General features: G+C 59.9%; 25 protein-coding genes and 1 tRNA gene. 10 read left to right on the top strand and 16 right to left on the bottom strand.

The genetic code is table 11. The features are described from left to right. Nucleotides 1-266: 266 nt before the first annotated feature. From LJD29_RS12815 to LJD29_RS12755, 13 genes are all read right to left on the bottom strand, one after another. The gene (locus LJD29_RS12815; RefSeq protein WP_446741932.1) at nucleotides 267-2,072 is read right to left on the bottom strand and encodes a DNA cytosine methyltransferase; all 1,806 of its coding nucleotides are present in this window, start codon (nucleotides 2,070-2,072) and stop codon (nucleotides 267-269) included. Next, the gene (locus LJD29_RS12810) at nucleotides 2,069-2,911 is read right to left on the bottom strand and encodes a phosphoadenosine phosphosulfate reductase family protein (RefSeq protein WP_446741931.1); all 843 of its coding nucleotides are present in this window, start codon (nucleotides 2,909-2,911) and stop codon (nucleotides 2,069-2,071) included. The genes LJD29_RS12815 and LJD29_RS12810 overlap by 4 nt, the downstream gene beginning before the upstream one ends. Continuing rightward, the gene (locus LJD29_RS12805) at nucleotides 2,908-3,288 is read right to left on the bottom strand and encodes a hypothetical protein (RefSeq protein ID WP_446741930.1); all 381 of its coding nucleotides are present in this window, start codon (nucleotides 3,286-3,288) and stop codon (nucleotides 2,908-2,910) included. Before LJD29_RS12805 ends, LJD29_RS12810 begins: the two co-directional genes overlap by 4 nt. Then, on the bottom strand, nucleotides 3,285-3,968 hold the full coding sequence (locus LJD29_RS12800; RefSeq protein ID WP_446741929.1) for a VirB8/TrbF family protein: 684 nt from the start codon (nucleotides 3,966-3,968) through the stop codon (nucleotides 3,285-3,287). The genes LJD29_RS12805 and LJD29_RS12800 overlap by 4 nt, the downstream gene beginning before the upstream one ends. 2 nt (nucleotides 3,969-3,970) lie before the next feature. Further along, on the bottom strand, nucleotides 3,971-4,792 hold the full coding sequence (locus LJD29_RS12795) for a type IV secretion system protein (protein WP_446741928.1): 822 nt from the start codon (nucleotides 4,790-4,792) through the stop codon (nucleotides 3,971-3,973). Continuing rightward, entirely contained in the window at nucleotides 4,792-5,628 is an 837-nt protein-coding gene (locus LJD29_RS12790; protein WP_446741927.1) for a hypothetical protein, read from the bottom strand. The genes LJD29_RS12795 and LJD29_RS12790 overlap by 1 nt, the downstream gene beginning before the upstream one ends. 60 nt (nucleotides 5,629-5,688) lie before the next feature. Next, on the bottom strand, nucleotides 5,689-6,954 hold the full coding sequence (locus LJD29_RS12785) for a TraB/TrbI/VirB10 family type IV secretion system protein (protein ID WP_446741926.1): 1,266 nt from the start codon (nucleotides 6,952-6,954) through the stop codon (nucleotides 5,689-5,691). Between the two features lie 5 nt (nucleotides 6,955-6,959). After that, nucleotides 6,960-7,712, bottom strand: coding sequence for a TrbG/VirB9 family P-type conjugative transfer protein (locus tag LJD29_RS12780; RefSeq protein ID WP_446741925.1), 753 nt, complete (start codon nucleotides 7,710-7,712; stop codon nucleotides 6,960-6,962). A gap of 8 nt (nucleotides 7,713-7,720) precedes the next feature. Continuing rightward, nucleotides 7,721-10,177 (bottom strand): VirB4 family type IV secretion system protein, encoded by a 2,457-nt coding sequence (locus LJD29_RS12775; RefSeq protein WP_446741924.1) that lies wholly within the window; start codon nucleotides 10,175-10,177, stop codon nucleotides 7,721-7,723. Next, nucleotides 10,164-10,478: a VirB3 family type IV secretion system protein gene (locus LJD29_RS12770; RefSeq protein ID WP_446741923.1), complete on the bottom strand. Its 315-nt coding sequence runs from the start codon at nucleotides 10,476-10,478 to the stop codon at nucleotides 10,164-10,166. Before LJD29_RS12770 ends, LJD29_RS12775 begins: the two co-directional genes overlap by 14 nt. A gap of 14 nt (nucleotides 10,479-10,492) precedes the next feature. Beyond that, nucleotides 10,493-10,807, bottom strand: a complete 315-nt coding sequence (locus tag LJD29_RS12765; protein ID WP_446741922.1) for a TrbC/VirB2 family type IV secretion system protein — start codon at nucleotides 10,805-10,807, stop codon at nucleotides 10,493-10,495. A 328-nt stretch (nucleotides 10,808-11,135) separates the two neighbouring features. Next, the gene (locus LJD29_RS12760; RefSeq protein WP_446741921.1) at nucleotides 11,136-11,834 is read right to left on the bottom strand and encodes a DNA methyltransferase; all 699 of its coding nucleotides are present in this window, start codon (nucleotides 11,832-11,834) and stop codon (nucleotides 11,136-11,138) included. A 347-nt stretch (nucleotides 11,835-12,181) separates the two neighbouring features. Further along, complete coding sequence (locus LJD29_RS12755; RefSeq protein ID WP_446741920.1) at nucleotides 12,182-12,625, bottom strand: hypothetical protein; 444 nt, start codon at nucleotides 12,623-12,625, stop codon at nucleotides 12,182-12,184. A gap of 215 nt (nucleotides 12,626-12,840) precedes the next feature. On the opposite strand from LJD29_RS12755, the gene LJD29_RS12750 reads away from it, so the two are divergent. Further along, the gene (locus LJD29_RS12750) at nucleotides 12,841-13,125 is read left to right on the top strand and encodes a helix-turn-helix domain-containing protein (RefSeq protein ID WP_446741919.1); all 285 of its coding nucleotides are present in this window, start codon (nucleotides 12,841-12,843) and stop codon (nucleotides 13,123-13,125) included. After that, on the top strand, nucleotides 13,125-14,330 hold the full coding sequence (locus LJD29_RS12745; protein WP_446741918.1) for a tyrosine-type recombinase/integrase: 1,206 nt from the start codon (nucleotides 13,125-13,127) through the stop codon (nucleotides 14,328-14,330). The genes LJD29_RS12750 and LJD29_RS12745 overlap by 1 nt, the downstream gene beginning before the upstream one ends. Nucleotides 14,331-14,401: 71 nt before the next feature. On the opposite strand, the gene LJD29_RS12740 is transcribed toward LJD29_RS12745, so the two are convergent. Then, nucleotides 14,402-14,477, bottom strand: a tRNA-Ala gene (locus tag LJD29_RS12740). 111 nt (nucleotides 14,478-14,588) lie between these two features. Between LJD29_RS12740 and LJD29_RS12735 the strand changes: the two genes are divergently transcribed. The 8 genes from LJD29_RS12735 to LJD29_RS12700 all read left to right on the top strand — a co-directional run bounded on the left by LJD29_RS12735 (nucleotide 14,589) and on the right by LJD29_RS12700 (nucleotide 23,796). Beyond that, complete coding sequence (locus LJD29_RS12735) at nucleotides 14,589-15,275, top strand: hypothetical protein (protein ID WP_446741917.1); 687 nt, start codon at nucleotides 14,589-14,591, stop codon at nucleotides 15,273-15,275. A 137-nt stretch (nucleotides 15,276-15,412) separates the two neighbouring features. Next, nucleotides 15,413-16,120 (top strand): RNA polymerase sigma factor, encoded by a 708-nt coding sequence (locus LJD29_RS12730; protein WP_446741916.1) that lies wholly within the window; start codon nucleotides 15,413-15,415, stop codon nucleotides 16,118-16,120. Continuing rightward, entirely contained in the window at nucleotides 16,117-16,851 is a 735-nt protein-coding gene (locus LJD29_RS12725; RefSeq protein WP_446741915.1) for a zf-HC2 domain-containing protein, read from the top strand. The genes LJD29_RS12730 and LJD29_RS12725 overlap by 4 nt, the downstream gene beginning before the upstream one ends. A gap of 154 nt (nucleotides 16,852-17,005) precedes the next feature. Continuing rightward, nucleotides 17,006-18,772 (top strand): tetratricopeptide repeat protein, encoded by a 1,767-nt coding sequence (locus tag LJD29_RS12720; RefSeq protein WP_446741914.1) that lies wholly within the window; start codon nucleotides 17,006-17,008, stop codon nucleotides 18,770-18,772. Continuing rightward, nucleotides 18,769-19,587 carry a ribonuclease III gene (gene rnc / locus LJD29_RS12715; RefSeq protein WP_446741913.1) on the top strand — a complete coding sequence of 273 codons (819 nt, stop codon included), beginning with the start codon at nucleotides 18,769-18,771 and terminating at the stop codon, nucleotides 19,585-19,587. Before LJD29_RS12720 ends, rnc begins: the two co-directional genes overlap by 4 nt. After that, a complete protein-coding gene (gene lepB / locus LJD29_RS12710) occupies nucleotides 19,584-20,402 on the top strand; it encodes a signal peptidase I (RefSeq protein WP_446741912.1) in 819 nt (272 codons plus the stop codon). The genes rnc and lepB (LJD29_RS12710) overlap by 4 nt, the downstream gene beginning before the upstream one ends. 22 nt (nucleotides 20,403-20,424) lie before the next feature. Beyond that, entirely contained in the window at nucleotides 20,425-21,198 is a 774-nt protein-coding gene (gene lepB / locus LJD29_RS12705; RefSeq protein ID WP_446741911.1) for a signal peptidase I, read from the top strand. Continuing rightward, complete coding sequence (locus LJD29_RS12700) at nucleotides 21,199-23,796, top strand: AsmA family protein (RefSeq protein WP_446741910.1); 2,598 nt, start codon at nucleotides 21,199-21,201, stop codon at nucleotides 23,794-23,796. It begins immediately after the preceding gene. Nucleotides 23,797-23,800: 4 nt separating this feature from the next. Here LJD29_RS12700 and LJD29_RS12695 read toward each other — a convergent pair whose 3' ends face one another. After that, entirely contained in the window at nucleotides 23,801-25,684 is a 1,884-nt protein-coding gene (locus LJD29_RS12695) for a M1 aminopeptidase family protein (RefSeq protein ID WP_446741909.1), read from the bottom strand. Further along, nucleotides 25,681-26,475 carry a 23S rRNA (guanosine(2251)-2'-O)-methyltransferase RlmB gene (rlmB, locus tag LJD29_RS12690; RefSeq protein WP_446741908.1) on the bottom strand — a complete coding sequence of 265 codons (795 nt, stop codon included), beginning with the start codon at nucleotides 26,473-26,475 and terminating at the stop codon, nucleotides 25,681-25,683. Before rlmB ends, LJD29_RS12695 begins: the two co-directional genes overlap by 4 nt. Nucleotides 26,476-26,563 lie beyond the last annotated feature (88 nt).

The raw sequence follows: 26,563 nt of genomic DNA, 5'->3' as shown, positions 1-26,563 counted from the left end.
GGTGCAGGATGCCGATGCAACCAGACGGGTGACTGGGCGCTCATGTCGGTAGCTACCTACACGGGCTGCAAAAGCAGAGGACGGGTGAACGACGCCATCCCTTGCACTGCATCTTTCCTGGCAACCCGGAACGCGATGGACTTGGGAAGGGACGACGATGTCAAGGGCGCGCAGAGCGCCTCCGGCTTTGAGGACAAGGACCGGGAAGAGACCATCCATCCGCTCTACGGAAGTACACGCGGGTATCGTCTGCTGTGCCCGAGGGTTCATGCGTCCTCCTCGGCGCCGGGGCGGTCATGGAGGATTGCATCCACGGCCTGGATGCGTTGTCCTATCCAGCGCATGACGGGGACAGCCATGGAGTTGCCGAGGGCTTTATAGCGTGGCCCATCAGATGCCGGCTTGCCCCGGTACTCCACCAGCGTGTAATCGTCGGGGAATCCCTGCAAACGCTCGCACTCGCGCGGGGTCAATCTGCGCACGGCCATCTGCGGCATCATCACGCCTTCCATGCGTCCACCTTCGCCACCGCGCTGAAGGGTGCCCAGCGTATCGGTCGATGCGGTGAGTTCTCCCGACCAGGCAACGGGTTTCTCCTGCAGCACGGCGGTCGTCGAGCTGTTCTCGGTGCTGCCGGGCGCTCTGGTGCGAAGGCTACCTGCAACGTCGGTCTCGGTGGCTGTGCTCTCGTTCCCATCATTGCCGTGCAGAGTGAACGCGACTGTGGCGGCATTACGTCCGGTGGCGTTGGGGTTGGTTCCGAGCGAGTGCATCACATCTCCGCTGAGAACATCACCCGCCTGGTTCTGAGCGAACGCGATGGCTACCTGTCCGCCTCCATTCGCGTGGGCACCCTTACCGTTCATAGATCGCAACGTAGGTGCGACCGTTCCGGCATCACCGCCATCGTCCACCGCCGAGAAAGCGACATAGGACTGCTGCTTGGCTCCGCGCTGTGCGGCCAATGCTCCCACTGTCTTGCCATCACCGCCGTACAGCCGCACTTCATCGCGTGTGTTCTGCGCAAAGGCGACAGCCTGAGCGCCGCTGCTTTCGAGCGTGTGCGCGATGTGATCGGAGAAGCCGCTGCCATTCGATTTCGTATGGGCCGTGCTGATGGCGACAGGCACCATCGGCACGCCGCGCCCGGTCCCGTCCTCACTCGCATCGAAGCCATCGGCTGAGAGCGAGTGTGCAATCAGGGTTTCTGTCTCGTAATCCTGTCTGCCCATCCCTCCGGCGTTCAGGCAGTGCGATGTTTCGTCTGTCGATGAGAGGATGCCTACGCCTAGTTGATTGCGCGTGAGGCCATCCCTGCATCCGGTATCGATCGTTGGGGCGGTATCCGTGAAGCGACTCCCACCAGGGCCGACTTCAATGCCTCCGGCAGCTCCTTTCCGCGCTTCTCGGCGCGGCGGAGGATACCCCGACAGGCTCGACCGCTCAAGTAATACCGCCGCGGCAGCTCGCCAGTTTCCAAGATGTCCGACAACGAAGACGCGACGCCGTCGCTGGGGTACTCCGAAGTACTGAGCGTCAAGAACTCGGTAGGCGATCCCATACCCGAGTTCGACCAGCATCCCGAGGAAGGCTCCAAACGTCCGCCCTCCGTCGATCGACAGGACGCCGGGGACGTTCTCCCACACCAACCATACGGGCCTGAGTCTGCCAGCAAGCCGAGCAAACTCGATGGTAAGGTTGCCACGCGGATCATCCAGTCCCGCTCGTTTACCGGCGACGGAGAAAGACTGGCAAGGTGTTCCTCCGGCCAGAAGGTCGATTGCTCCAACATCGTCAGCTCCAATCTTTGTGAAATCTCCGGCGTTCACGATCGAGCCGTCAGCTGGCAGAGCAACCACGTTGCGGATGGCTGCGGCGCGGCGCTTGGCCTCTTTGCGGTCGGGCGCGTCGTGCGGACTTGGCATGTACACAGGGCACGATGCGCGATAGCGCGAGTGAAGGAGCCAGCAGCAGAAGGGATCGATCTCAGCGAACATGGCAGGCTTCCAGCCCAGCGGTCCCCATGCAACGGAGACGGCCTCGATGCCTGAGCACACGGAGAGGTATCTCATTCGCACAATCCGAATCTCGACTCACACGCCGGTGGCGGGAGGATGCGAAAGAGGTTGTTCTGCCTGCCGCCATGATCGGTCTTTGCCCATGCGACGACATCGTCGATCCAGTTGACTGCCATGCCGGGCACGCAGGGCGCGAAGAACGTACGCCCGACGTACTGCTCCCACGCGCGGACCTTATCGATCATTTCCGGGAAGCGTGTCGCCCAATTCAGGATGTCGTCTTTGCCAGAGTTGATGCAGGGCGCGCAGCCCACGCGCGTGAATCCAAGTGAATAGAGCGGATTGATCTGCTCACCCTGTGCGCGGACGTAGTCGAAGCACATCTGCTTCGTCCAGTCATAGACCGGGTTATAGAGCTCGCAATCGTAGAAGTCGTCCCATTCGTGCCATTGGCGATCGGAGCGTGCCAGCGATTCATCGCGGCGCACGCCAGTGAAGCGCGCATAGTTGCCGTCTGGATAATGCTCTTCAAGCCATCGGCGTATGGGAGCCAGCTTCAATGCTTCGGTGCAGAACTGCGCACGGCGTGATGGAAAGCGGCCTTTGATGCGAGCCAGCTCAGGGAACGTCAAAGTAGCTGCCGGGTCGAGTCCCTTCTGTTCGCACCAGCCGTCTGTACGGAAGTCGCCGATCTTGGCCGTAATTCTGATGACGGGCTGTACGTGCTCGGAATACCAGCCGATGTGCTCGTCAGTGAGCGGATGCTCGTTCCCACCGGCATCGGCATTGACGAGAACGACGCAGGCAGCACCGTATCGGTTCAGCATGAACCGCGCGGCGGCCTGCGAGTCGATGCCGCCTGAGAATCCGCCGATGTACACCACCTCGTTCACGCAGCACTCCGTGGACCGCGCTTCCGCGCGCAGAGCACAGAGAGCGCGCCGAGGATGTGCGCCATCGTTGTATTGCGGCCATAGAGCACCATGTCCGCGTAGCGGACGGGTGCGAGGTCGCCGGCACGGTCCACCAGCAACACTGGGACGTGGAGGTCTGCTTCGAGCAGCCGGTGTATAAGCCGACCAGCGAGATCGCCCTGCTTCGCGTGGATGAGGATGCCGCAGACGAGGTCGTTAGACATCATGACGGCTGTAGCGCTGCGGCTATCGTCAACAGCAGTCACAGCGTACGGCTGCAAGCGCAACGCGAATGCCGTTGAAGACAACAGCTCGCGGTCGGCGCAGTAGAGGAGAACAGGGATCTTCGGTTTCATGAGCCGCTCCCGAATGCCTGGTCTTCATGGACGTAGCTGATGACGAGACCCAGAGGGTTGGTGAGCAGCATGTCGTTTGGCACAGCATCGCGGAAGCTGTAGACCACGTTCGCGGTCCAGCGTTCGCGGCTCTGTTCCTGCTGGTCGCCGGGCGAATAGAAAACCTTCTCGAACTCGATGTGGGCGCGATATGGGGCCTGCCTTGTGTCGTCGAGAACAACGGCCTTGATCGCTATGTCCACGTTCGGTGTGCTCGGGTCGAGCAGGAAGTTGTCGAGCGTCTTGTCCTTCCTGACCTGATTGAGCGTCGCGTTCTGCTTCTCGTCCGAGAAGAAGTTCAGCGAGATTCCGAAATCCTTCCGCAGCGTCGCGTGATTGCGCCCGTAGTAAAGCTCCGCCCATTGCGCGAGATAGTATTTGCTGACCTGCTCGATGGGGATGGACGTGGAATCAAGATTCAGCCGCTGCGCTCGCCCTATGTCCGTAATCGCAAAGACAATCGGCTTTAGATGGAGGGCTGCTGTCTGCGCACGATAGAGGAGCACAAGCGAAGCGAGCGTGACGACGGAGAGTACGAGCAGTGCCACCTTGAGATAGCTATTGGTGACGACAGGCTCGGCATACAGCTCTAGGAACTTGTGTCCGGCTTCGGTGGCGAAGGGCTTTTGCTGAGTGGGCATGGCTAATCTCCGTGAAGGTTGACCCAGGTGCCAGTGCGACCGCTCAGAACAGCGGATGTCAGCTCAGGGATTTTGTAGAGGCCATAGACGCACACGAACAAAGTGATGAACAGTGCGGGCAGGATGGTAAGGGCGTTTTCGATGGTGATGGGGCCGATCATCTGGAACATCGCCGCAAGGACATGAGCGAAGACATAAATAAACGCGGACGCCACGACCTGATAGAAGCTGAAACCAATAAATGCCTTCAGCCATCCCCAGAAGAGCCAGTCCATCTTCGGCACGATGAACCAGGGGATGAAGACCGGACCGATGAGCACGCAGACGGCGGCGGCAACATAGCCGTAGGCGATGACAGAGAACGCGACGGCCTCCATCGCAGCAAGGATGACTGCCACGAGCAGATAGGTCATGTCTTCAAGGATGTTGAAGCTGCCCGGAGGCTGGCCGAGCGTCTGCTCGGCGTTGGTGATGGTGGTTGCGATCTCCTGCGTCTGGTCGGACTCGATCTTCGTAGCCAGGCTGAGTCCTTCCTTGGTGACAAGGTCGGAGAAGCTGTAGCTCGTGCCGGGGATCGGCGTTGAGTAGTAGGTGAGCATGCCAAGGCCAAGCGAGATCATCAGAATCAAGTCGGCGAATTTGGCAAAGTGAAAACCGCCGAGTCCCTGCGAGGCGGACAGAGCTGCCTTGATGCCAAACCATGCGATGAGGATGGTGGCCAGGCCACGGAAGATGTCGAGTCCCGTGGCCTGAAGGGTGTTGCCCTGCGAGGAGAGCAGTTGCGTGACAGCCTGCCCGAGCTGCGCGATGATGTTCTGTCCCATCAGTAGCTCCCGTTGATGCTGAGCGAGATGGAGTGCATCGATTCGCTTACGCCGTTGTTCACGTTTTGCATGGCCGTTGCAAAGTTCTGCTGGAAGTAAATGGCGTTATTGAGTGCCCGATTGCGGGCGTCGATCTGCTCCTTCTGCGCGATGAGCTGCTGCTGAATGGAAGCCGCGAGAAGCTGATTGGCATCCATCTGCGAATGGATCTGCAGCAGCGTGGCGGAGTTGATCTTGCCGAGCAGAGCAGCCTCTGTCTGCTGGCTGGAATTGAGCGAGAAGGTATCCGAATCGAGATTCGACAGCTTGGCAGCGAACTGCTGCTCGTTCGTGCGGATGGTGCCGAGCGTCGCAAGCGTGTTGGTGGTCGTTGTCTGCGCCAGCTCCGATGTGGCGTACTGATTGGCGACGGTCGCCTGGGTCCGGGCATCGAGCGAGGAGTAGCTGCCCGAGGGATAGCTCTGCGCCTGAATGTAGGCGCTGTTGTATCCCTGCTGTGCGTTGGCGAGAACGCCGAAGTTGAGCGCGTTCACCAGCGCCGCGGTATTGCCATAGGTGTTAGCCGGGGCCTGCAGGCTGGTCCACTGCGACCAGTCAGCCTTGTACCGCGCTTCGAGATTCTGTGGCATTTGGGCCATCTGGTGGGCGAGGTTGTACATGGTGACAATCTGGTTGCGGGTATCGACGGCGGTCGTGTACAGCTCGGACGCCTGCTCGATCTGTTGCAGAGCGTGGGCGGACTGCGTGGGGTCGAAGACGATACCGCTGCCGAACTGCGCATGCGCCAGCGGCGCGAGCGTGAGGAGAAGAGCGGCGACAGGAAGATGGAGTTTCATAACAAGTCCTTTCGGTGAGCGCAGGCGCAAGCAACGGCGCGAAGCAAGAGCGAACAAAGGTCAGTAGCTGCTGGGCATGGTGTGGTTTTCATACGCAGGCAGGAGCATGTCCTGCGTGATGTACACCTTGATCCGGTGGCCTTCGCGGATGGTGATGGTGGGCGGGATGTTGATGAAGCGATCGAGTACGGTCGCACCTGACTGCGCGAGACTGGAAGAGATGCCTTGCTTGTAGGCTTCGCTGCCGGTCTCGTTGTAGCCCTGGTTGGCGTTCGTTGCCTCGGCTGCTCCGGAGATAATTCCCAGCGCAATCGACGCGCCGAAGATCTCCACGTAATGGTTGTTGACTTTGTCTTTCAGTCCGGTGGCTCCGGCCTGATCCAGACCGTGGAACTGGTCGAGATCGACGGAATAGCCATCGGGCATTAGCATGCGGTGAAAGGTGACAGCCAGACGCTTCTGGCCGAGGCCACCCACCTTCTGCACATCGCCGAGGATGAAGGTCCCTTCGGGGACAAGCATGTGCTGCCTGTCCTGGCTGTAGATGGGATTGGTGACCATCACTTTCAGCGGGCCCGCGAACTCACCGTCCAATCTGTTGACCAGCACCGTATCGATGCTTGTGCCTTCAAAAACCACGTAGGGCTGGCCATGGGCATTGTTGATGTTCACTTCGGGCGCACGCTTCTTTGCATCGCTGCTCACAGTGGCTGCGGCCTGTGTTGGCGGCGTCGCCGGCAAGCTCGAAGAGCGAGCCGGTGCGTTCTCTCCAGCGCCGAGCGACTCGACCGATGGGCGCGCGGCGCCATCATCGGCGGTCACAAGGTTCGAAGCGAAGCGCGCTCGGAAGGCCATCGCCTTCTCTGCATCCGCGACCTGATCGCGTGGCGGCTCCGCTGGCGCAACGACCGGCTGCAACTGCGCAGCAGGAGCCACGCCGGGCTGGACGGGCTGCCCGGTAGCGGGATTGATGGTGGAGGAACCGGCAACGGGAGCGATGGCGGCTTCATCCCGCGCCTGCTGCTGGCTCTGGCGCTGGTCGGCGCTCAGGTCCTGCTCCAGCTCCTGTATCTTCCGCTGATTAGCATCGGTGGACACGGCCAGAGGGGATGTCACCGCTTCTTTCGGTGCAGGCTTGGCATGGTTCTTCGAGAACATAACGGCCATCAGGATGAGCACAGCGAGCCCTGCCATCACGTAGCCCTGGGCCTGCTTGGGGACAACGCCCTCCGGCCTGGTCCGCTTATCTTTCAGACCAGTGGTGTTGTCGGGGGAGGGACTTGCAGCCTGCGACTCCAGAGCGGGTGTGGGTTTTTCGTCTGCCATCGGCATCACTCGCCCTTCCGCTCGAAGTCGAGCTTGCGCTTGCCGATCTGGAGATAGCCCTTATCGACAACGGTGGGCAGGACATAGGTGCCGTCCTTGAGCTGGAAGGTGATGAGATCGGGCTTGCCGTCCTTCAGTTCATACACGGAGAACTTCTCCGAGGCCGACGACTTGATGTACGTGAACTTGTCATCGTGATAGATCGCCGAGACATCGAACGGCTTCTTGTCGCGAAAGCTGTAATCGAACTTGAGAGCGGACGTGGGATACTCCGAGCGGAACTGCTCAACGGCAGCAGCAGCATGGGTCTTCGCTGCCTGCGCCTGTTCCTGGGCAGCAGTGACTTCGGCGGCGGAGACGAGCTTGCCCGCGCCATTCGCTGCGGCAAGTGAAGATGGGTCGGACGGCTCGATGATGACCTTGAGGTCTGGATCGCCCGATTCGACATCATCGAGTGTGAACGAGTAGACCGTGCCCTTGTCGGTAATCAGGTTGAGGTTGGAGTGGATGCCTTCCTTGGCCGGATGCAGGAAACAGTAATTGCCCACGGGGTTGATGATCCAGAAGTCTTTGTCACCCGTAGCGACTTCGAGAATCTTCTCCGTCGAGGGCAGCTCGATCAGCGTGGTGTAGCGCATCTTCGCGCGGACGTTGACAATGTCGTTGGCGTGGTACTTCACGACACGGGCGGTCTGCTGGCCGTGCGCAACAGTGGCGACAAGACCGAGCAGCAATGGAAAGAGAGGCGAACGGGACATAAGGCTCCTTAGCGGTTGAGTGGGTTGGGGTAGTCCTCGGCCAGACGCAGGAGTCCCTGCTCTGGGCCGAAGCGATTGAAGTAATCCTGTTTGCGGATGTTGTCGCGGGCGTTGTTCGTCGCCATCCAGTAGCTGAGGGCGTCGACTTCCAAAACCAATTTCTTAGTCCCGCGCGGCTGGATGACCAGCAGCTCACGCTTGGGCACGAGCGACTCCAGCAACTCAAGCTGCGTGTCGTTCAACTGGAAGATTTCGGCATAGAGCTTGCGGTCGATGTTGGGGTTAGCGAGGAATATCTTCGTCGGGCAGGACTCATTGATGATGTGCAGCATGTCGGAAGCGGCCAGTTCCACGACCGACTGCGTCGCCAGAATCATGGCGGCGTTCTTCTTGCGCCACGTCTTTTCGGCGCGCGTGATCCAGTCGCGGATGATCTTGTTCTTAAGGAAGATCCACGCTTCGTCGATCAGGAACGGCTTGAACGTGCCGACATTTTCGGATATCTCGATCTTCGAAGACGCACGCTGCAGCACATAGAACAGCAGCGGTTCCAGGATGTCCGGGTAGTCAGACCAACCGTCGAAGTTGAAGGTCTGGAAGCGTGCGAAGGTCAACGTGTCGTCTACGTTGTCGAAGAGATAGCCGAACTGTCCCGCCTGGGTCCATCGGTGCAGCCGCTCACCCAGCGGGCCGAGGATGGATGCGAAGTTGGTGAGCGTCCTGATCTCGCGCGGGAGTTTATAGATGCGCTCCAGCCCCGCGAAGAGCGCCTTCTCATCGGCTGTCGTCAGTTCATAGCGTCCACCGCCTTCGATCAGCACGCGCAGAAAGAGAAACAGGAAGTTCAGGTTCTCGTGTGTGGCTTCGAGTGACAAGGGATTGATGCTGAAGCCCGGATTCTTCAGGCCGACGTTGAGATACGATCCGCCGAAGGCGCGCGTCAATGTTTCGTAGCTGCCGCCAAGGTCGAAGACGAACGTCAGCGGCTCATACTTCTGCGCCGACTGCAGAAGCATCGATGCGCAGAAACTTTTGCCTGAGCCTGTAGCTCCCAGCATCAATGTGTGCGCGACATCGCCGCTGTGAAGGTTCAGATAGTAGGGTGTGCCGTGGGTGGATTCGAGGACGGCGAGGTACTCGCGTTCAAGATGCGGGTTCCACGCGCTGCCGGTATCCACCGTGAAAAGGAACGACAGATCGGCGTAGTTCGAGTTAAGCGCCCACTGCTTGCGCAGGTTGAACTGCCTATTGCCGGGGATGGTGGCGAAGAACGCATTGAGGAGGTTGTAACGTTCCTGGTACAGCAGCCCGTCATGCTGCGTGAACAGCTTCTGAAACTCCGCGATGGTGTGTTCCACCTTCACGTGGTCTTCGTCATAGATCACGACGGATAGCGTGAGCTCGCCGAAGTTCTTGCCCTCCATGCCCATCGCGGTGAGTGCGTTGCCAAGCTCCGCGACGGCAGCGGCTTTGGAGTCATCTACGAGGTTGTCCTGGTTGCCCTTGTTATCGCGGTCCTGAAGATTGCTGACGAAGCTGGTCTTCGAGTTGTGGTGATGCCTGCGGCGCGAGGCGATTTCTTTGCGTGCCTTCTCATTGGTGACGGGATGCCATTCGGTGACGACATGGAAGTTCGCCGGAACATCGAGCAGCCCCTGCAACAGCAGCGGCCGCGTCTCGGACGGCAGTTCTTTGAGCGTGAGGACCCGGACGTAGTCGTCATCGAGGCGCAGGTAACCACGGTGGGCTTCCAGCTCCGAATCGCAGACCTGCCAGTCGAGATGTCGCGCATTGCAGAGCGGCGCATCGTCAATTTTGGAGGGGCGGAGGTTCACGAGACGGCGCAATATGCGAAACGTCTCCTCCGCCCCTGGCAGCCCGACCGTCATGAGGTCGTTTAGCTGTCCACTCAAACTGTTCACCTTCTGCTGCAACCGCATCCGGTCGCGCTCGACCTGCTCGTACAGCAGAGAGCGTTCTTTGTTGCCGGAGAAAAGAGCACGCAACTCGCGGAGCGAGGCGCGGGGGTGTTTCGGTAACTGCGACAATGCGTGCAACAGCCCGGTCTTCTGGAAGCTGCCATCGACCATGAGAATCCAGAAGATTTCAATCGAGTAAAGACGCTCTGACTTCGACGCGAGGAACGCGCTGCGCTGCTCGACAGCCGCGCGCACCAGCGGGTTCTCATACTCCGCGTGCGGTATCGCGGGCCGGTTGCGCTTGAACAGGATTTGATACAGGCGGCATTTGTCGTCGAGCGAGCGGAGCGCAGCTTCCAGACGCTTCACTGCGTAATCGAGACCGGCATGGTCGAGGCTCTCGTAGTCGATGCCGCCGATCTTCAATGCGCATCCAAGGTCGCCCGATTTCGTCAAGAAGCAGTGCTCGTCCCAAAAGCCGTACAGGTTTACCTGGGCGGCGAACGATCCAGCCTCGTTCCAGTCTTTATGCTCAATCTTGTACATCGCGCCTCGCTATGCGGACCTGCAGCGTGTCGGCCTTCATGGGGTCGTAACGTCTGCGGAACTTGCTGCTGTTGAAGAGCACCCGCAGAATCTCTACGTCGTGCTTGGTGGCAATGCGGGCGATGATGACACCAATGATGAACAGCCCGATGCCACCGATGAGGGAATGCAGGAGAGAGAAGATCGATCCTCCCGAGATCAGAGCGACGAAGAACAATCGCCGCTCTGCTCCCAGGACAGTCAGCGGCCTGTTCATGGCCTTGTACACAGGGTTCACGCGACGTTCCGCTGACTGAGACAATGGATCACCTCCTTCTAGCCGGGGAATAACCAGGCCATAAAATTGACTGCGCCTATTGCCATGCCCACGCCGAACACAATGCCGGCAAGGGTCTTCTTGGACTGGCCTTCGCCGTAGGCGAACATCAGGCCACCGACGACAATGGCGACGAGGCTCAACCCCTGCGCAATCGTTCCGGTAAACGCGGTTTTGAGGACGTTGACTGCGTTGTCCCACGGGTCGCTGCCCGTCGATTGGGCGTAGACCGGAAGGGCGGACAGCAGAAGCAGCGGGGCTGCGTATCGGGTTAGGCGGCGACGGCGTGCCCACATAAGGACACGACTTCGCATCGACGGACGGGTGCTCTCCATAGGAGTCTCCTTGGTGATGTACCGTCGAGTGGCCACTCTCGGTGTTTCGTGCTTTGGTGAAGATAGGCGAGAAATAGGCGGTCGATTCTTACCGTTTCGTACCGGCTATTTCATCCGCGTCAATAATCCAGAGGCATCGATTTTTACCGGAGTGCGCATGCGCGGACATGGGCATTCCCACCATGAACAGCAAAGAAATCCGCGGGTGCGCTGCGGGTCAAGGCTGCAAGCACCATGACTGACAGAGACAGCTCGCCTTGAGGCGTGGCGAACACGCGGCAACATCCCACCAGGTGGGAATGCCGAACTAAGAGGACCGCCTTATGGCGGTCCTTGCATGCACTCTGGCCATGCGCTCGCTAGCCTGCTGGTAATACTCATCATCCATCTCTACGCCGAGATATCTGCGGCCTGTCAGCAATGCCGCTGCGCATGAGCTGCCACTGCCTGCGAACGGATCAAGCACCAGCTCGCCCGGTAGAGTAAAGCTGCGAATCAACTGCGCTAGAGGCTGTATCGGCTTCTGAGTGGGATGCAGCTTGTTGCCGCTATAGGGCATGTCGATCACATCCGCTACCGGCTGCTTCGGCAATGGCGGCCTGCCCTTTGCCAGCAAGAATGCCTGCTCGTGCCGATAGCTGAGAAACCTCGACTTCGAGCTGTAGGTCTTGCGGAAGACGATGTGACCCACCGGCTGAAACCCCGCCTCTTTCCAGGCTGCGAAGAACTCATCCACTTTCGTCCAGCCATAGAACATGATGGCAACGCGATTCGGCTTCAATACGCGATAGGCTTCCTGCATCGCGGGCTTGAGCCAGTCTGCCTTTACGTCGTTCTGGATCGTGCGCCCGCTTCGGTCCCGGTAGTTCACGAGATAGGGCGGGTCGGTGAGGATGAAGTCGACACTGTTTGCGGGCATCTCGTGCATTTCGTCGATGCAGTTGCCGTGAAGGATCGTGTTGGTGAGGCTGCTCTGCTGTGTGGTTGCTGCGCTCGTGGTTGCCATCTCTGAAATCTCCTTTGGTCCCCATGTCTCTGAAGTCGACCGGGACACACCACGCGAAGCGATGCGAGGGGCCCGCCTCCCAAGGCCAAGCGGCGCTTTTTCGGAAGGTTCGGAAAATCTTTTTCTGCCACGCGCTCTTTGCGGCAGATCGATCAAAAAGATTTTCTGAAAGCCGGAAAAGCAGAGCCGCGCCGTGCCGCCGGGCGGCGGCTAAGACCCGACGCAGTGTCCGGGCGATGCGCAGAGCCATGGATTTTGAAGATGAGGAGAGTATTGGCATTGCTGCGCCAACAGCAGAGAGGTCTTCTGCCAGCCATTCGCGGCGTTGGTCGATGCAAGATTAAGTGCTACTGGATCGCTTCGTCCTGTCCGCCGAGCAGCATAGTTGCGACGAGGGTAACCTTTCGCATCACGTCTGCGGGTAGCACACGCGCGATAGGCTGGGCTGCGTCGATCTCGGTTTGGTGCGGCACAAGTATTTCGTCCTCTTCACAGGCGGTGGTGTCGTTCGACTGTAGCAGTCGCAGGAACTCGGCCTTGTTATCGGGAGTTGAAAACGAGAACAGTAGTTCATAGGCGTCGGCTGCGGGATCGCCGACAAGGGCCACCATGAGCGTATCGGTCATCTGAGCATAAGCGAACATATAGCCGATCGCTTCAGTCGCGCACTCACGGTCTTGCGCGTCATATCGAGGCAGAAACACAATGAGAACAATCCAGTCCTTCTCTTCGCTCCAGTAGACCGGCACTGGAGGTGTGCTGCCCGGTGGATTGCTCGGCGCGCTGCTCATGGATAGTTCGATGATCGCGTAGAGCGCCGATGACGATCAAGTTCCATGTTCTTCACGGTGGCCTCTGGATTATTGACGGAGATGAAAGAGTGCACCGGAAAGAGTAATAATCGCGGCCTCAACCCCGCCTTATTGTCGGTCTATCGGCACGACCGGCTGCGATTTTCCGCGACCGGGGGCTGCATCAAGCGCGCGGTGCCGGCAGGAGAGGTGACATGCGAGACGATGGCGTGGAGCACAGGATGGGGCTGGAGGAGTTCGAGCGCTTTCTGGATAGCCAACAGGTGGCGGATCTGATTGGGGTGCATCCCGAGACGGTGAAACGAAGAGCGCGCCGGGGAGAGATTCCTGGGCTGAAATTCGGCAAACTCTGGCGGTTTCGCGCCTCCGTTCTGGAGTCCTGCATACGGGAAATGATGCCGGAAACTGCCGACGCGAACGGTCAAGATATGGCACCATTACAGCCAGCGGTCCGTGCTGCGCGAAACGGGAGGAAATAATGTTTCGACGGACACGGTATCAACAAGGAATGTTAAGCCGCGTGAAGCGGAAGCACGGCCCGGATTGCTGGGCGTTTCGCTGGTGGGATATCGACACCAGCGGGCAACGGGTACGCCGGACGAAGACGCTGGGCACGGTCAAGGAGTATCCGACCGAGACGAGCGCAATGAAGGCCGTGGAAGCTCTACGCATAACCATCAACGAAGAGCAACCGGGATCGGCAAAGCAGCCAATCACGGTGGGCGCTCTCATCGGTCACTTCAAGCAGCACGAGCTTGGCCCGATCAAGAACGAAGAGGAAGAGGACGAAGGCCGTTCTTACGCTACAAGGACGACCTATATCGACATCCTTGATGCTTACGTTCTTCCCGATTGGGGCGAGATCGAGATGCGTAAAGTGCGAACCACACAGGTGGAAAAATGGCTTCGTAATCTGAAGCGCGCAGGTAAGAGTAAGGATGACCTGTCGCGCGGAAGCAAGGCGAAGATCCGATCGGTCATGAGCGTTCTGTTCAATCACGCCATCCGTCATGAGTTGATGCCTCTGGGCAGCAACCCGATCACAATGGTGCGGCAGAGCGCGAAGCGAATGCAGATTCCGGACGTCCTCGATGCTGGGGAACTCCGTCTGCTCTTCGATCAGTTATCTCATCGGGAGCGCGTGATGGTCCTGCTCGATTCCGTCACCGGTCTTCGCCGGAGTGAACTGATGGCTCTCAAATGGCTCGATGTCAATTTCGAGCAGTTGGAGCTGGCGGTCACGCGGTCGATCTATCGGCAGGTGGTTGGCCGCTGCAAAACGGAGATCTCGCGCAAGCCGGTCCCTCTCGATCCGTGGATCGCCGAGGAACTTCTTACCTGGAAGAGGGCTACCCCTTATAACCAGCCGGAGGACTGGGTCTTCGCGAGTACGCGCATGAGAGGAAAGCAGCCCTATAGCCCCGATTCACTCCTGAAGCGTCATATCCGTCCCGCGGTTAAGCGGGCGAAGATTCTGAAGCACGTCGGATGGCATACATTCCGGCGAACATTCTCCACTCTCCTCAAAGCCAACGGCGAGGACATCAAGGTGGTGCAGGAGCTTCTCCGGCACGCCACGATCAAGATGACGCTTGAGGTTTATGCGCAGGCGGTCACGCCTGCCAAGCGTCAGGCGCAGTCCAGGGTGGCGGGAATGTTGAGGGAGGAGATCGGTGCGAATTGAGGGCAGCCTCTTAATGGACCTTTCGGGACCTTTAAGAATTAACCGCAAAACTCGTAAGTTGTTGAATGAATTGGTGGACCTGATCGGGATCGAACCGATGACCTCTTCCATGCCATGGAAGCGCGCTCCCAACTGCGCCACAGGCCCACTAGGCGGGTAAGTTCATTCTCGCTGACTGGGGCGTTTTCGTCAAACTCGTTTGGCTTTCGACAGTTCCGTGGCAACTTCCCTTTCCTGGCAGGCATCGTCTCTCTAGTTATGCGAGTCTTTCTTCCCTGCTGTTTTGCCTTCGTTGCGTTGAGTTTTGTAGCTCCCACTCCGCGTCTGCTCGCGCAATCCGCGGCGGCTGCCCAGCAGACGCCTCCAGCCTCTCTTCCTACCGCCTCCGGCATGGTGCAGCCGTCACTGGATCAGATCCAGCAGGCTCTCTCTAACCTGAATCTGTCCAAGTGGAAGACCCGCGATGACGTGCGCGAATCGACGTTTCAGAACATCTCCTCGATCCAGCGCGATATTCAGGGCACGCTGCCCGGCCTGCTGAACCAGGCAGATGCCGCGCCGAACGCCGTCGAGCCCACTTTTGCTCTCTATCGCAATCTCGATGCACTTTATGACGTTCTGCTTCGCATCTCCAGCACCGCCTCCATGGTGGCGTCGTCGAATGACTCGGCGTCCTTATCGAATTCCCTGCAAAGCCTCGAATCGGTCCGTAAATCGCTGGGCGAACGCATCCTCAACATTTCGCAATTGCAGGAGCAGACCATTGTGAAGCTGCAGGCTGCTGCCAAAGCAGCCCCGGCAGCCTCACCGGCGGCTGCGACACAAGGAGCCGTGGTCGACGACGGCCCACAGGCACCTCCCAAGAAAAAGAAGCGGGTCGCCGCCAAGCCGAAGCCTCAACCGTCTACGCCTCCTCCAGCTCCCGCTCCATCGACAAATAACTAATTCTGTGGGAACTATTCCCATAACTGCCGGTGTCTAAGAAGGGTAGAGTGAGCGAGACACTCGGCCGCCGGCGGCAGATTTCCCTCGTGGACTCGCAGGTTGCAACCGCTTCCTGTTAAGGTAGGAGGAGTTTTTCCATGCAAGCGGGAACCGCCGTGGGTAATCTGGTCAGCGCCATTGGAATCCGTCCGGAAGAGACCGATCTGGTAGCCCAGCTTAAGGCTGGGTCGGAAGAGGCCTTCTCGTGGCTTATCGCCACCTACCATCAGCCGATCTACAGCCTGATCGCACGCACCCTTCCCGTCAGCACAGACGCCGCCGATATCACACAGGAAGTCTTCGTCAAGGTTTACCGTGGAATTTCCGGGTTTCACGGCGATGCCAGCCTGCGCACCTGGATCTATCGCATTGCGCTGCATGAGGCGGCCAATCAGCGCCGCTGGTGGTCGCGACATCGCCGGCAGGAAATCACGATCGAAACCGAAACCGGTGACCCGTCCTGTGAGGGTGCCTGCATCTGCATCAAGGACACACTGGTCGACGAACAGGATTCGCCATTCGACCTCGCTGCCCAGTCGGAAATCCGAAGCCGCGTGGAAGCAGAGCTGCGGCAGGTACCCGAACCCTTTCGGACGGTCGTTGTCCTACGCGACATTGAAGGTTTCGCTTACGAGGAGATTGCTGAAATCCTCGATACCAACCTGGGAACCATCAAGTCCCGCCTGATGCGAGGACGTGCTCATCTGAAGGCGCGCCTGATGCCCTATGCCGAGGCTGTTTGCAAGCGGCCATCTCAACCGGCCATGCCTACGGGTTCTGCGCTCCGTGCGGAGGAGGCCCGATGAAATCCTGCAACGCAATCCGGAGCCAGTTCTCTTCGTATCTTGACGGCGCCATGACCGGCGTCACAATGCAGCAGGTTGCCGCGCACCTTGAGAGCTGCGCAGCCTGCTCCCGGGAATTCGCCTCCTGGCGCAACATGCAGCAGGTGCTCACAGATCTGGGCCCGGCCAAAGCTCCGGCAGATCTCGCCCTGCGTTTGCGTGTGGCCATCTCCCAGGAACAGCAACGCACAACAAAGCAGAGCCTTGCCCGCTGGCAGGTCCGCTGGTCGAATACCTTTGCACCGTTCCTGCTGCGTGCCTCAGCCGGTTTTGCCAGCGCCGTTCTTTTGATCGGTTCGGTCGCGTTGCTTATCGGCGCCTTTGCAGCTCCGGAACCCGTGGAAGCCCGCGACGAACCCGCAGGCGCCGCGACCAGCCCACGCTTCCTGTACTCGATGAACGAGTCCAATGCCCCCGAGCTTGGAGTCGATCACGCCGGCGATGTGAAGAATGTAGGCGAGGCCAAGGTTACCGTTTCTGACGACTCCGATTCCGTCATCGTCGAAGCCTACGTAAACGACGAGGGCCGCGTGTACGACTACCACATCATCTCCGGCCCCCATGATGCTGCGGCTCGTGCGCGAATCGAGAACCTGCTGCTGTTCAGCATCTTCGAACCGGCCCGCGTCTTTGGAGAGCCAGTTCGCGGCGTTGCGCTCGTATCCTTCTCCGGTATCGCCGTCCAGGGGTAAGGGCTTCCCCGAAGCGGATCTTCGCCCACTTCCCTGCCGCCCCGGATCGCCTTGCCGTCATACGGTTCCGGCCGGGCGGGTTTGACCCTGTTCCTTACAGGCGAATAAACTCCGGACAGGCTACCCACTTTCGCGCAGGTTTCTAGAAACACGTATGCGGTTTTCTCCTCGTCTCACTCGTCTCCTCAGTTCTGTGGCAGCCTGTTCGCTGGCTCTGTCCTTTGCATTCGCTCAAAAGCCGGTGAAGGCGACAACGCCGAATGGGCAGACGCCCTCTGCTGCGCCGAAGATGCCGCCCAAGCCAAAGCCGCCTGCGCTGGTGGATCCTGCCGGACCGGCAATCAGCCTGCAATACAGCGAAACGCTCTTCGATATCGCTGTTGCGTTGAATGCCTGCGGTTACGACAACGGACTTGAAGAGTCCGACCCCATCCGCAAGCACATCCGCGAAGAGGTTAACGAGGCGACCGCACAGTCCGCGGCCGCGCGTGAAGATCGCGACCAGCTTTGCCAGTTCATCGACATGCACCACTCGCTCGAGGCAAGCAAGGATCTCGCGCAGTACATCTCCCTCTCGCTTTACGTAACGCCGCCACCGGATCTCGCACCCAGCGTCGACCTGGCGGACATGCCGCCCGACTCCACGCAGGTGGTTGAGATTCTTCCCATCCTGCGCAAGTTTGCCCAGGACATCCAGCTCCACGCGATCTTCGTGGCTAACCACGCCGCGTACGACGAAATCATCAACCAGCTGCACACGCCGCTGACCAAGATGATCGTCGACACCAATACCTATCTGAAGGTGCCGGCCAGCACGTATGACGGCAGCCGGTTCCTCGTTGTCGTGGAGCCGTTGCTTTCGCCTGCCGAAACCAACGCCCGCGTCTACGGAACCGACTACGTCGTAGTCGCGTCTCCTGTTGGCGGGACCATCCGCATGCAGGAAGTGCGGCACACCTACCTGCACTATGAGATCGAGCCGCTGCTTTACGCCCGCGCCGGAGCCATCGACCGCCTGCTGCCATTTCTAAAGGTCGTTCGTGATGCTCCTCTCGATTTCGTCTACCGCAGCGATATTGTCTCGCTGGTAATCGAGTCGATGATTCTCTCGATCGAAGCCCGCACCATGGATACCGGCGTGACCATTCCGCCAATTCCTGCCGGGCAGGCGCTGAACACCCTCGAACCTGCTTACCGCGAACACCAGGCGGCAGTTCAAAGGGATTCCGCCATCCGCGAAAAGCTCGTCGCCAAGGATATGGCACAGGGTTACGTTCTGACCCAGTACTTCTATAACCAGATGATTCCCTTCGAAAAGGGTCCGGTAGGTCTCAAAGACAGCATCGGTGAAATGGTCTACGGCATGGACGTCGAGCAGGAAGTCCATCGCGCAAAGAACGTACAGTTCGTTGAAGAGGGCACCGCCGACGTATTGAGCCGCACCTCGTCGAAGCCGCATGGCCTCGACCTTGCCGAGCAGGATCTGAGTAAGGGAGATGCAGGCAACGCATCCATGCTTGCGCAGACAGCATTGAAGGAACACACCGCCGAGCCGGCGCGTGCAAACTTCATCCTCGCCCGCGCCAGTCTGCTGCAGGGCAAGATTGAAGATGCCGAGGCGGCATTCCAGGAAACCGTACGTCTTTCGAGCGATCCTCGTATGCTCGCCTGGTCGCACATTTACCTTGGCCGCATTCTCGACGTAGAGGATAACCGCGACAAAGCCGTCACCGAATACAACGCGGCTTTGACAGTGCGCGACGGGCAGCCCGACACCAAGGCCGCGGCAGAAAAGGGCATCAAGCAGCCATTCGCCCTGCCCAGGCACGAGGTTCCGGACGATGGTGACGACGATCCGTCGTCGAAGTCCCCGGCGCCGAAACCTGCGGCGCCGGCCACAACCCCTCCCGGACAACGATGAAAAAGGGAGAGCCGCAGCCGAAAATACGCGCAACGAAGAGGTCCTCCGCACTCGACCAGCTGGAGGATGTTCTCGGGCATCGTTTCTCGCAGCCGGAACTGTTGACGCAGGCTCTCACCCATCGCTCACTCGCTTATGAACAAAGGCTGGCGAACCCCGATACCAGGGCCGAAGAGCTGGCACATGACAACGAACGTCTCGAATTCCTCGGCGATGCGGTTGTAGGCTTCCTTGTCGCGGAAGAGCTCTGCCGGCTCTTTCCCGACCTGAGCGAAGGCGAACTCACGCGGCTGCGTGCCGAACTGGTGAGCCGCAAGAATCTGGGATCGGTCGCGACCCGGCTCGATCTCGGTTCTTACATGCTGCTTGGCCGGGGAGAAGAACGCAGCGGCGGACGGAAAAAGCACGCGCTGCTGGCAAACTGCATGGAGGCGGTAATATCCGCGCTCTACCTGGATGCAGGCATCGGGCCGGTCAGACGCTTCGTCCTGAAAGAGGTCGTGGACCCAGCCGCGAACGACCTCAAGGTGCGCATGACCGGAGGCAACAGCATCGGAGACCATAAGTCCGCACTGCAGGAAATTCTGCAGGCAGAGAAACGCGGTCACCCGGAGTATGCGGTCAAAGCCGAGAGCGGTCCCGACCACCGTAAGCGCTTTCTCGTGGAGGTGGCCTTGATCACTCCCGAAAACAAACCCCGGGCGCTTGCACGGGGATTAGGCAGCACCAAGAAAAAGGCAGAGCAGGAAGCTGCCCGCCGCGCTCTGCTCAAGCTCGAACGAGTCAAATCACCTTCCGCGGACAGCCAGGAATGAGCGAGCCTCTTGCCGAGACGACGACCTCTTTCGCGGAGCCTCCGCCTGCTCCGCCGCAGCATCTCCTCTATCCGACGCCGCTCGATGTCTTCGCCTCGCTGCTCACTATCATTGCGATTGCGCTTTTCGCGCTGACATTCATCCTCCAGCCTTTCCGCATTCCGTCGGAGTCGATGGAGAGAACCCTGCTGGTCGGTGATTTCCTGCTGGTGAATAAAAACATCTATGGGCCGCCCGGTAAGTGGCACTGGCTGCTTCCCTATCGCGAGATCCAGCGCGGCGACATCGTTGTGTTCCATTTCCCGCTCGATCCGCCGGAACACATCGTCAAGCGCGTTATCGGGGTGCCGGGTGATCGCATTCACCTGAAGGATGGGATCGTTTACAGGAACGGTCAGCCGATCACCGAACCCTACGCCGTGTACGAATCGGCCAATGAAGACGCATTTCGCGATGAGTTCCCTTCCGCGCCCTACACCGACCCTGGAGTAGACGCCCACTGGTGGCGGCAGATGCGCGCCGATGCCAGCGGAGCAGACCTGATCGTGCCTGCCGGGCAATACTTCGTGATGGGCGACAACCGCAATCACAGCCGCGACAGCCGGTACTGGGGATTCGTACCCCGTTCATCGGTTGTCGGGCGTCCGTTCATCATTTATTTCTCGGTACGGGAACCCTCGACCACCGATCTTCCCGAGCTTCCGCACGACCGGGCTCTCCCCAGGCCAGATGATAAACTCGGACAGGAGAACGACATGCTCAGCCGCATCGTGAATTACGCACGATGGACACGCATGCTGCGCATCGTTCGCTGAACGACGCAAGCCAGTTTCCTGCATGGAAAAGATCATCGAGAACAAACGCAGCGCCAAGAGCAAATCTGACGAAACACCGCTGGAAGGATTTGCCTCGATCTGTGGCGTGCTGGTTCTCGGCCTGTTCGCGCTCACATTCATCTTTCAGAACTTCTCCATCCCATCCTCCTCGATGGAAAACACGCTGCTCATCGGCGACCATGTGGTTGTCGACCGCACAGTCTTCGCTCCGCGCACTCCCTGGGCACCGTTCCTGCCGTATCATGAGATCCACCGCGGCGACATCATCGTCTTCTTCAAGCCCCGCGAAACCGGTCTCTACCTTGTAAAGCGCGTGATCGGACTGCCCGGCGACCGCATTCACCTCGTCAACGGAACCGTCTATCTCAACGGCAAGCCGCAGGTCGAACCACAGGCCGTGAAGGCGAAGCCAGATGACGAGTTCCCATACCGGGACGAATTCCCCGTCGTCGCACCGCCTCCGCAAAGCGAGGTCACGGCGGAGTGGGCGCTGGCTCTCCCGAATTACGTGCACAATGGCGACCTGGTCGTACCACCCGGCAACTACTTCGCGATGGGGGACAATCGCCCCGTGAGCCTCGATGGCCGCTTCTGGGGATTTGTGCCGCGCGCCAACATCGTCGGCACTCCGCTGTTCGTCTACTGGTCCTTCATCACTCCCGACGACCAGTTCGAGAAGACGGGAGCCGGCGACCGCATCGGCTTCACGCTGCATACCATCCTTCACTTCTTCGACCAGACACGCTGGTCCCGCACGCTTCACCGGGTAAAGTAGATGACCACTCCGCAGGCAGGTGGCCGCAGGCCCGTATTTCGATGGATTGTCCTCGCCCTGATCGTTCTGGTGCTGGCTGCGGCGATACTGCTGCCACTCGTGAACCTGAGCCGGTATCACCGCACCATTGCCGAGAGCCTGAGCCGCAGCCTTGGCCGGCCGGTACATCTCGGGTCTGTGCAACTGCAGGTATTTCCGCGTCCCGGCCTGGCATTAACCGATTTTGAAGTGGAAGAGACTCCGGCTTTCGGCGCCGAGCCCGTCCTGCGTGCGCCCTCCGTGGTCGTCTCCTTCCGCTTCTCTTCGCTTTGGAAAGGACGCCTAGAAGTCAGCCGCATCGACCTGGACAATGCGAGCATGAACCTGGTCCACAACAGCCAGGGCGACTGGAACATCGGCTCTCTCCTGCTCGATGCTTCGAGAAACCAGCAGGCTTCCACCTCGCAACACCATGCTTCCAGCACACTGCGCTTTCCCTATATCGAGTTCCGCTCTGCCCGCGTCAATCTGAAAGATGGCAACGAAAAGAAGCCCTTCGCCTTCCTGAACTCCGACCTTTCCATCTGGCTCGACAAGCCGACCCAGTGGAGTCTCCGGATGGAGGCTCAGCCCGCCCGTACCGATCTCGACCTAGATCTTTCCGACACCGGTACGGTCAAGATCGACGGCACCATCAATCGCGCGACCTCGATCAACCAGATGCCGGTAAATCTTCGTGCCGAATGGACCGGCGCACAGCTTGGGCAGGTCAGCCGCTTGTTATTGGGTGACGACAGCGGATGGCGCGGTGACCTGCGTGCGGAAGCCACCCTCTCCGGCCTGTTGAATGCGCTGAACGTGCAGACCCGCCTGCGCGTGGACAACGCACACCGTGAGGAGTTCACTCCCGACACGCCGATGAATATCGATGCACGCTGCCGCGGCATCTACAGCCATAGCAACCGGTCGATCGACAACATGACCTGCCTTTGGCCCGTCGGCGACGGTCACCTGCTTCTGACCGGGAATGTGACCAACTTTTCCCATCCTCAGTCTCACCTGTCGCTCGAACTGAACCAGATCCCCGCAGCATTCGCCGTGAACGCCCTGGGTTTGCTGCGTCGCGGCATGACCACTCTTCCCAAGGCCGCCGGCATCGTAAACGGCAGCTTTTCCGCGGAAGCAGGAGACAGCCCGCTCGCGATCACGGGCCGAACCGAGGTCAGCAACCTTACCCTCGCTTTGCCCGGCATCGATACGCCTCTCCGTTTTCCCGCCATCGAGCTGACGACCGCGATCCCTGCCGCGCCTTCTGCCAGCAGGGGCCAGAAGCATCCGCATGCCGTTGCCGCACCGGCTCCTTCCACCGGCTTCAACCTGCAATTGCTGCCCGTTGCCCTCAACATGGACGCGCCCCGGCCGCTCACAATTTCAGGACAATTCGGCAAGGAGTTTTTCTCCGTTCGCGCCAGCGGCGAGACCACACTTGCACGTCTCCAGGCCTTCAGCAAACTCACCGGCCGCGCCGGGGTTGCATTGGCGAACCTTGCTCCGGAATCTGCGACAGCCACGGAGCCGGCCGAGATGGATCTGACCTTCTCCGCGCCGTGGATCGCCCAGATGAAGCCGGATGAAGCCCAGGCTGGCTCACAGGCTCTTGGATGGCTGCGCGTCAGCCATGCCGTGGCCCGTACTCCCTGGCTGCCAGAACCCATACATGTTGCCACCGCGACCGCCAACTTCACGCCGGGTACGGTCGCCTGGAGCAATCTCAACTTCTCGGTCAACGGAATCGCGGCCAGGGGAAATATTTCTTACCCGCTCCAATGCGCTGCGGAGAACGGGTGCCCCGCCAGATTCGCACTGGAATCGCAGGCCGTGGACGCCGCCACCCTCGAAGCGAATCTCCTCGGCACCGTCGGGCATGGCGAACTCGTGAATGCCATCCTCTCGGAGGTCAAGCGGCAAACCGCGCCCTGGCCGGCTGCGGAAGGCACTTTGTCTATCGGCAGGCTTACGCTGGATCAGCTTGTCATGACGAATGTCCGCAGCACGCTTTCGATCCGCCCGAACCGGGTCCAGTTCGTTTCCGTAGACGGCATGGCGCTCGGCGGCTCCCTGCACGCCGGAGGAGTGGCGGACAGTGCCTCTGGTACGCCGCAGTATGCATTGAACCTGACCTGGACCGGTGTCGATCCCGCAAAAGCCGCAGCTATCTTTGATGAAAACTGGGGTTCCGGCAGCTTGAGCGGCGACGCTCAAGTGGCGTTCGCCGGAGTCTCCACCGATGACTTTGCGCGCTCGGCGAAGGGCAGCTTCCACTGGTCATGGATAGACGGATCTCTGGGGGCCGGAGCGTATGCTTCCACGAAAGCGCCAGCAGATCAGCAGGCTTCCGACTCAAGTGACGCCGACAGCCTCAGCTTTTCGCCCCGGCACTTCGCACAGTGGTCTGCCGCCGGAACCATCTCAGGCCAGGCGCTCCATCTGAGCGGCTCCGGTGCTGTGAAAGGCCAGATCGATTTCGACCGCTCGCTCGACCTGAACTGGCCCACAGAAAACGGCCGGCTACGCGTCGAAGGCAAGCTTGGGCAGCCTTCCGTGGCCGTTCAGAACTAGCCGCCTACTGGTTGATGATCGTGCGCCGGTGTACCGTCGCTGCGATCTCGGGAACCGCGCCGTCGTTGACGATCACCTCGTCGGGCTGTCCCTGAATCAGCATGCGGTGTACTGTCCTGGTCTTGCCCGGTAACCGCACCCGTTCCGTCAGGCTGTTTTCCCGCGTGTGGACTGTCACCGGCACCTCGGCCTCGGCAAACCCATCGTTCGCGATATCGACAGCAACGAACGTTTCGCCAACACGGCCACCGGGGCTTAGATAAACGCCGGCAATCGAAAGATCGGGCAGGCCACGGTCGCGATAAACCCAGTTGTCGAAGAACCATTTGAGGTCCTTGCCACTACTCTTCTCCACCAAATGCTCGAAGTATTCCTGAGTCGTGTCGTCCTCGGCGCGATAGGCGGTCAGCGCCGCGGCCAGTTCCTTCTCTCCGGCAAGATCGCGAAGCATCCAGAAAACGTAGGCCGCCTTGGTCTGGTAATAGACCGCGTCGGAGGCGTGAATCAGATCCTGCCCTGGACCGGCTCCGGGCGTTCCAGGCTCGGCAAAGGCAAGTGAACTCCGCTGCGCCTCCAGCCGTTCGAGTGCAGTATTGCGATCGTGCGATTGCTCCGTCCAGAGCGTTCCCATATAGGTAGCCACACCCTCGCGGAGCCACGCTCTCCTGGACTGGAAATAAGCGTGAGACAACGCACTGGCGACCATGCTGGTCATTTTTTCCGGAGCATCGGCCGTTACGCCGGTAAGCAGCAGGTTGCCTTCCTGATAGCTCGCATCCTCGGCCTCCGGCAGGTCGAGAATACTCAGGACTGCATCATTTTTCTTTCCCAGCCACTGCTGCACGAGCGGACGCACCATGGTCGCGGCCGTAAGCAATCCCTGCGCATTGGTGCGGTCTGCCTCGCGCGCATAGATCTGGATATCGTGCACTTCACCGCCGCCTGTAATCGGAGCTCCCGAGACCAGGAAGAGCGAAGGAGCTTCAAAACCCATCTCTCCCGCGGGCAGCGAACAGGAGATTACGCCTGGGTAATCCGTCCCCGGCGTCAATGTTGGCTTCTCCATCGCAACCTGCCGGCCATCGAGAAACGCCGCAGCGGGCGGCTCACCCAGGTATTCAACGGTCAGGCGCACGGAAAACGAGGCGCCCTGTTCACGAAGCTTCTGCGCGCCGATTTCGTTGAAGACCTTCGCCCCGTCTCCAAGAATCGCCGGTACCGAGCTGACCGGATACCAGACAACATTGCCGAAGCCACGCACGCCAGTGAAGTCTTCCGAAATACGGTCCCAGTCGGAGCGGCCGGCGATCTCATCCGGAGTACCCATCTGCAGCAAGCGGCGACCGTCCTGGTCGATCCTGCCGCTGTAGACGACTTCTAACTGGGTTTTCGCGCCGGGAGCAAGCGGTTCAGGCAGCGTTACCTCGGCTTCATGAAGCTGGCCGGTATGATCGACGTCGCTGTTGATCGCGTGACGTTCGAAGTTGAGCCGCTTGCCCGCAGCGCTGATACCTTCAAAATTCAACGAAGACGATATCTGCACCGGCAGCAAGGCCATCGGTTCGCTGCTGTCGTTGCGGACCTCGAGCCGGGCGCGGACCGCGATTGTGTGATCGCGCGGCGAGAGGTGCACGTCGAGGTTGTACTCCGTAAACGTCACCGCGTCGCGCTGAGCATCTTTGACGGGATTCTCAGAGGCCTTTGCATCTTCGGCATTCGCGACGTTCTGCTGGGTATCGTCCTCCGAGCGGGAAAAGAGAACCTTTCCGTGCGGGGCTGCCTGCTGATGATCAGGCGAAGAATTCTGTTGTGTCGTAGCCGGCTGCTGAGCCTGCATTGCCAGCGAACATACGAGGGCGGCAACTGCCGCCGTGCTTCCAATCCTCATGAACCGAGACCTTTACGCTCCTTGCGGGGGGCGGCTGCCGGCTTCTGCGCGGCTACCGCTTTTGCTCTGCGCTGTCGCGCCGCCTCAAACATCACGACAGCTCCAGCGGCCGAGACGTTGAGCGAAGAAACCTTGCCTGCCATGGGAATACTGAGCAGGTGGTCGCAGGTGCGACGGACCAGCTCGTGGAGACCATCGCCCTCACGTCCCAGGACAATTACCGTGTTGGACGTGAAATCGTAGTCTTCGTAACTGGTTTCGCCGCGCTCGTCGAGCCCCACGCACCAGATGTTCTTCTCTTTCAGCTGTTCCAGTGCCCGGACAAGGTTCACAACGCGGGCGATACGAACATGTTCCGCCGCTCCGGCGGAGGCTTTCACGGCCACGGCGCTCAGCGGAGCCGCACGGCGCTCGGTGACAACCACGCCATCGACGCCTGAAGCATCGGCGGTACGCAGCAGTGCGCCCAGGTTCTGAGGGTCTTCGACACCGTCCAGCGCCAGCAGCAGCCGCCGCTCCGGTCCATCAAACAGGTCTTCCAGGTTAAGGAACTCGCGGTCGCGAACGATCGCCACGATGCCCTGGTGTGTCCCCGTCTTGGCGAGACGGGTCAGCTCGTCGCGGGATTCTGACCGGACTCGGATGTTGTTTTCGCGGCAGGCATCGAGAATGCGCTGCAGACGGGGGTCATGGCGGTCGCTGCGTTCCCGGGCGACACAAACGTGGTCAAACTTGCGGTTTCCGGAGCGCAGCGCTTCTTCGACCGGATGCAGGCCGTACAAGACTTCCATAAGGTCAGTTTACAGGGCTGCGTCGAGACCCCGGTCAATCCCTGGGATTCCGGATGATCGCCTTCAAATGACAATTCCTGAAGCTGAT

Source organism: Silvibacterium acidisoli, from assembly GCA_022870745.1.
Lineage (GTDB): Bacteria > Acidobacteriota > Terriglobia > Terriglobales > Acidobacteriaceae > Silvibacterium.
The sequence above is the reverse complement of the archived record's forward strand: the minus strand, read 5'-3'. Positions and strand labels throughout refer to the sequence as shown.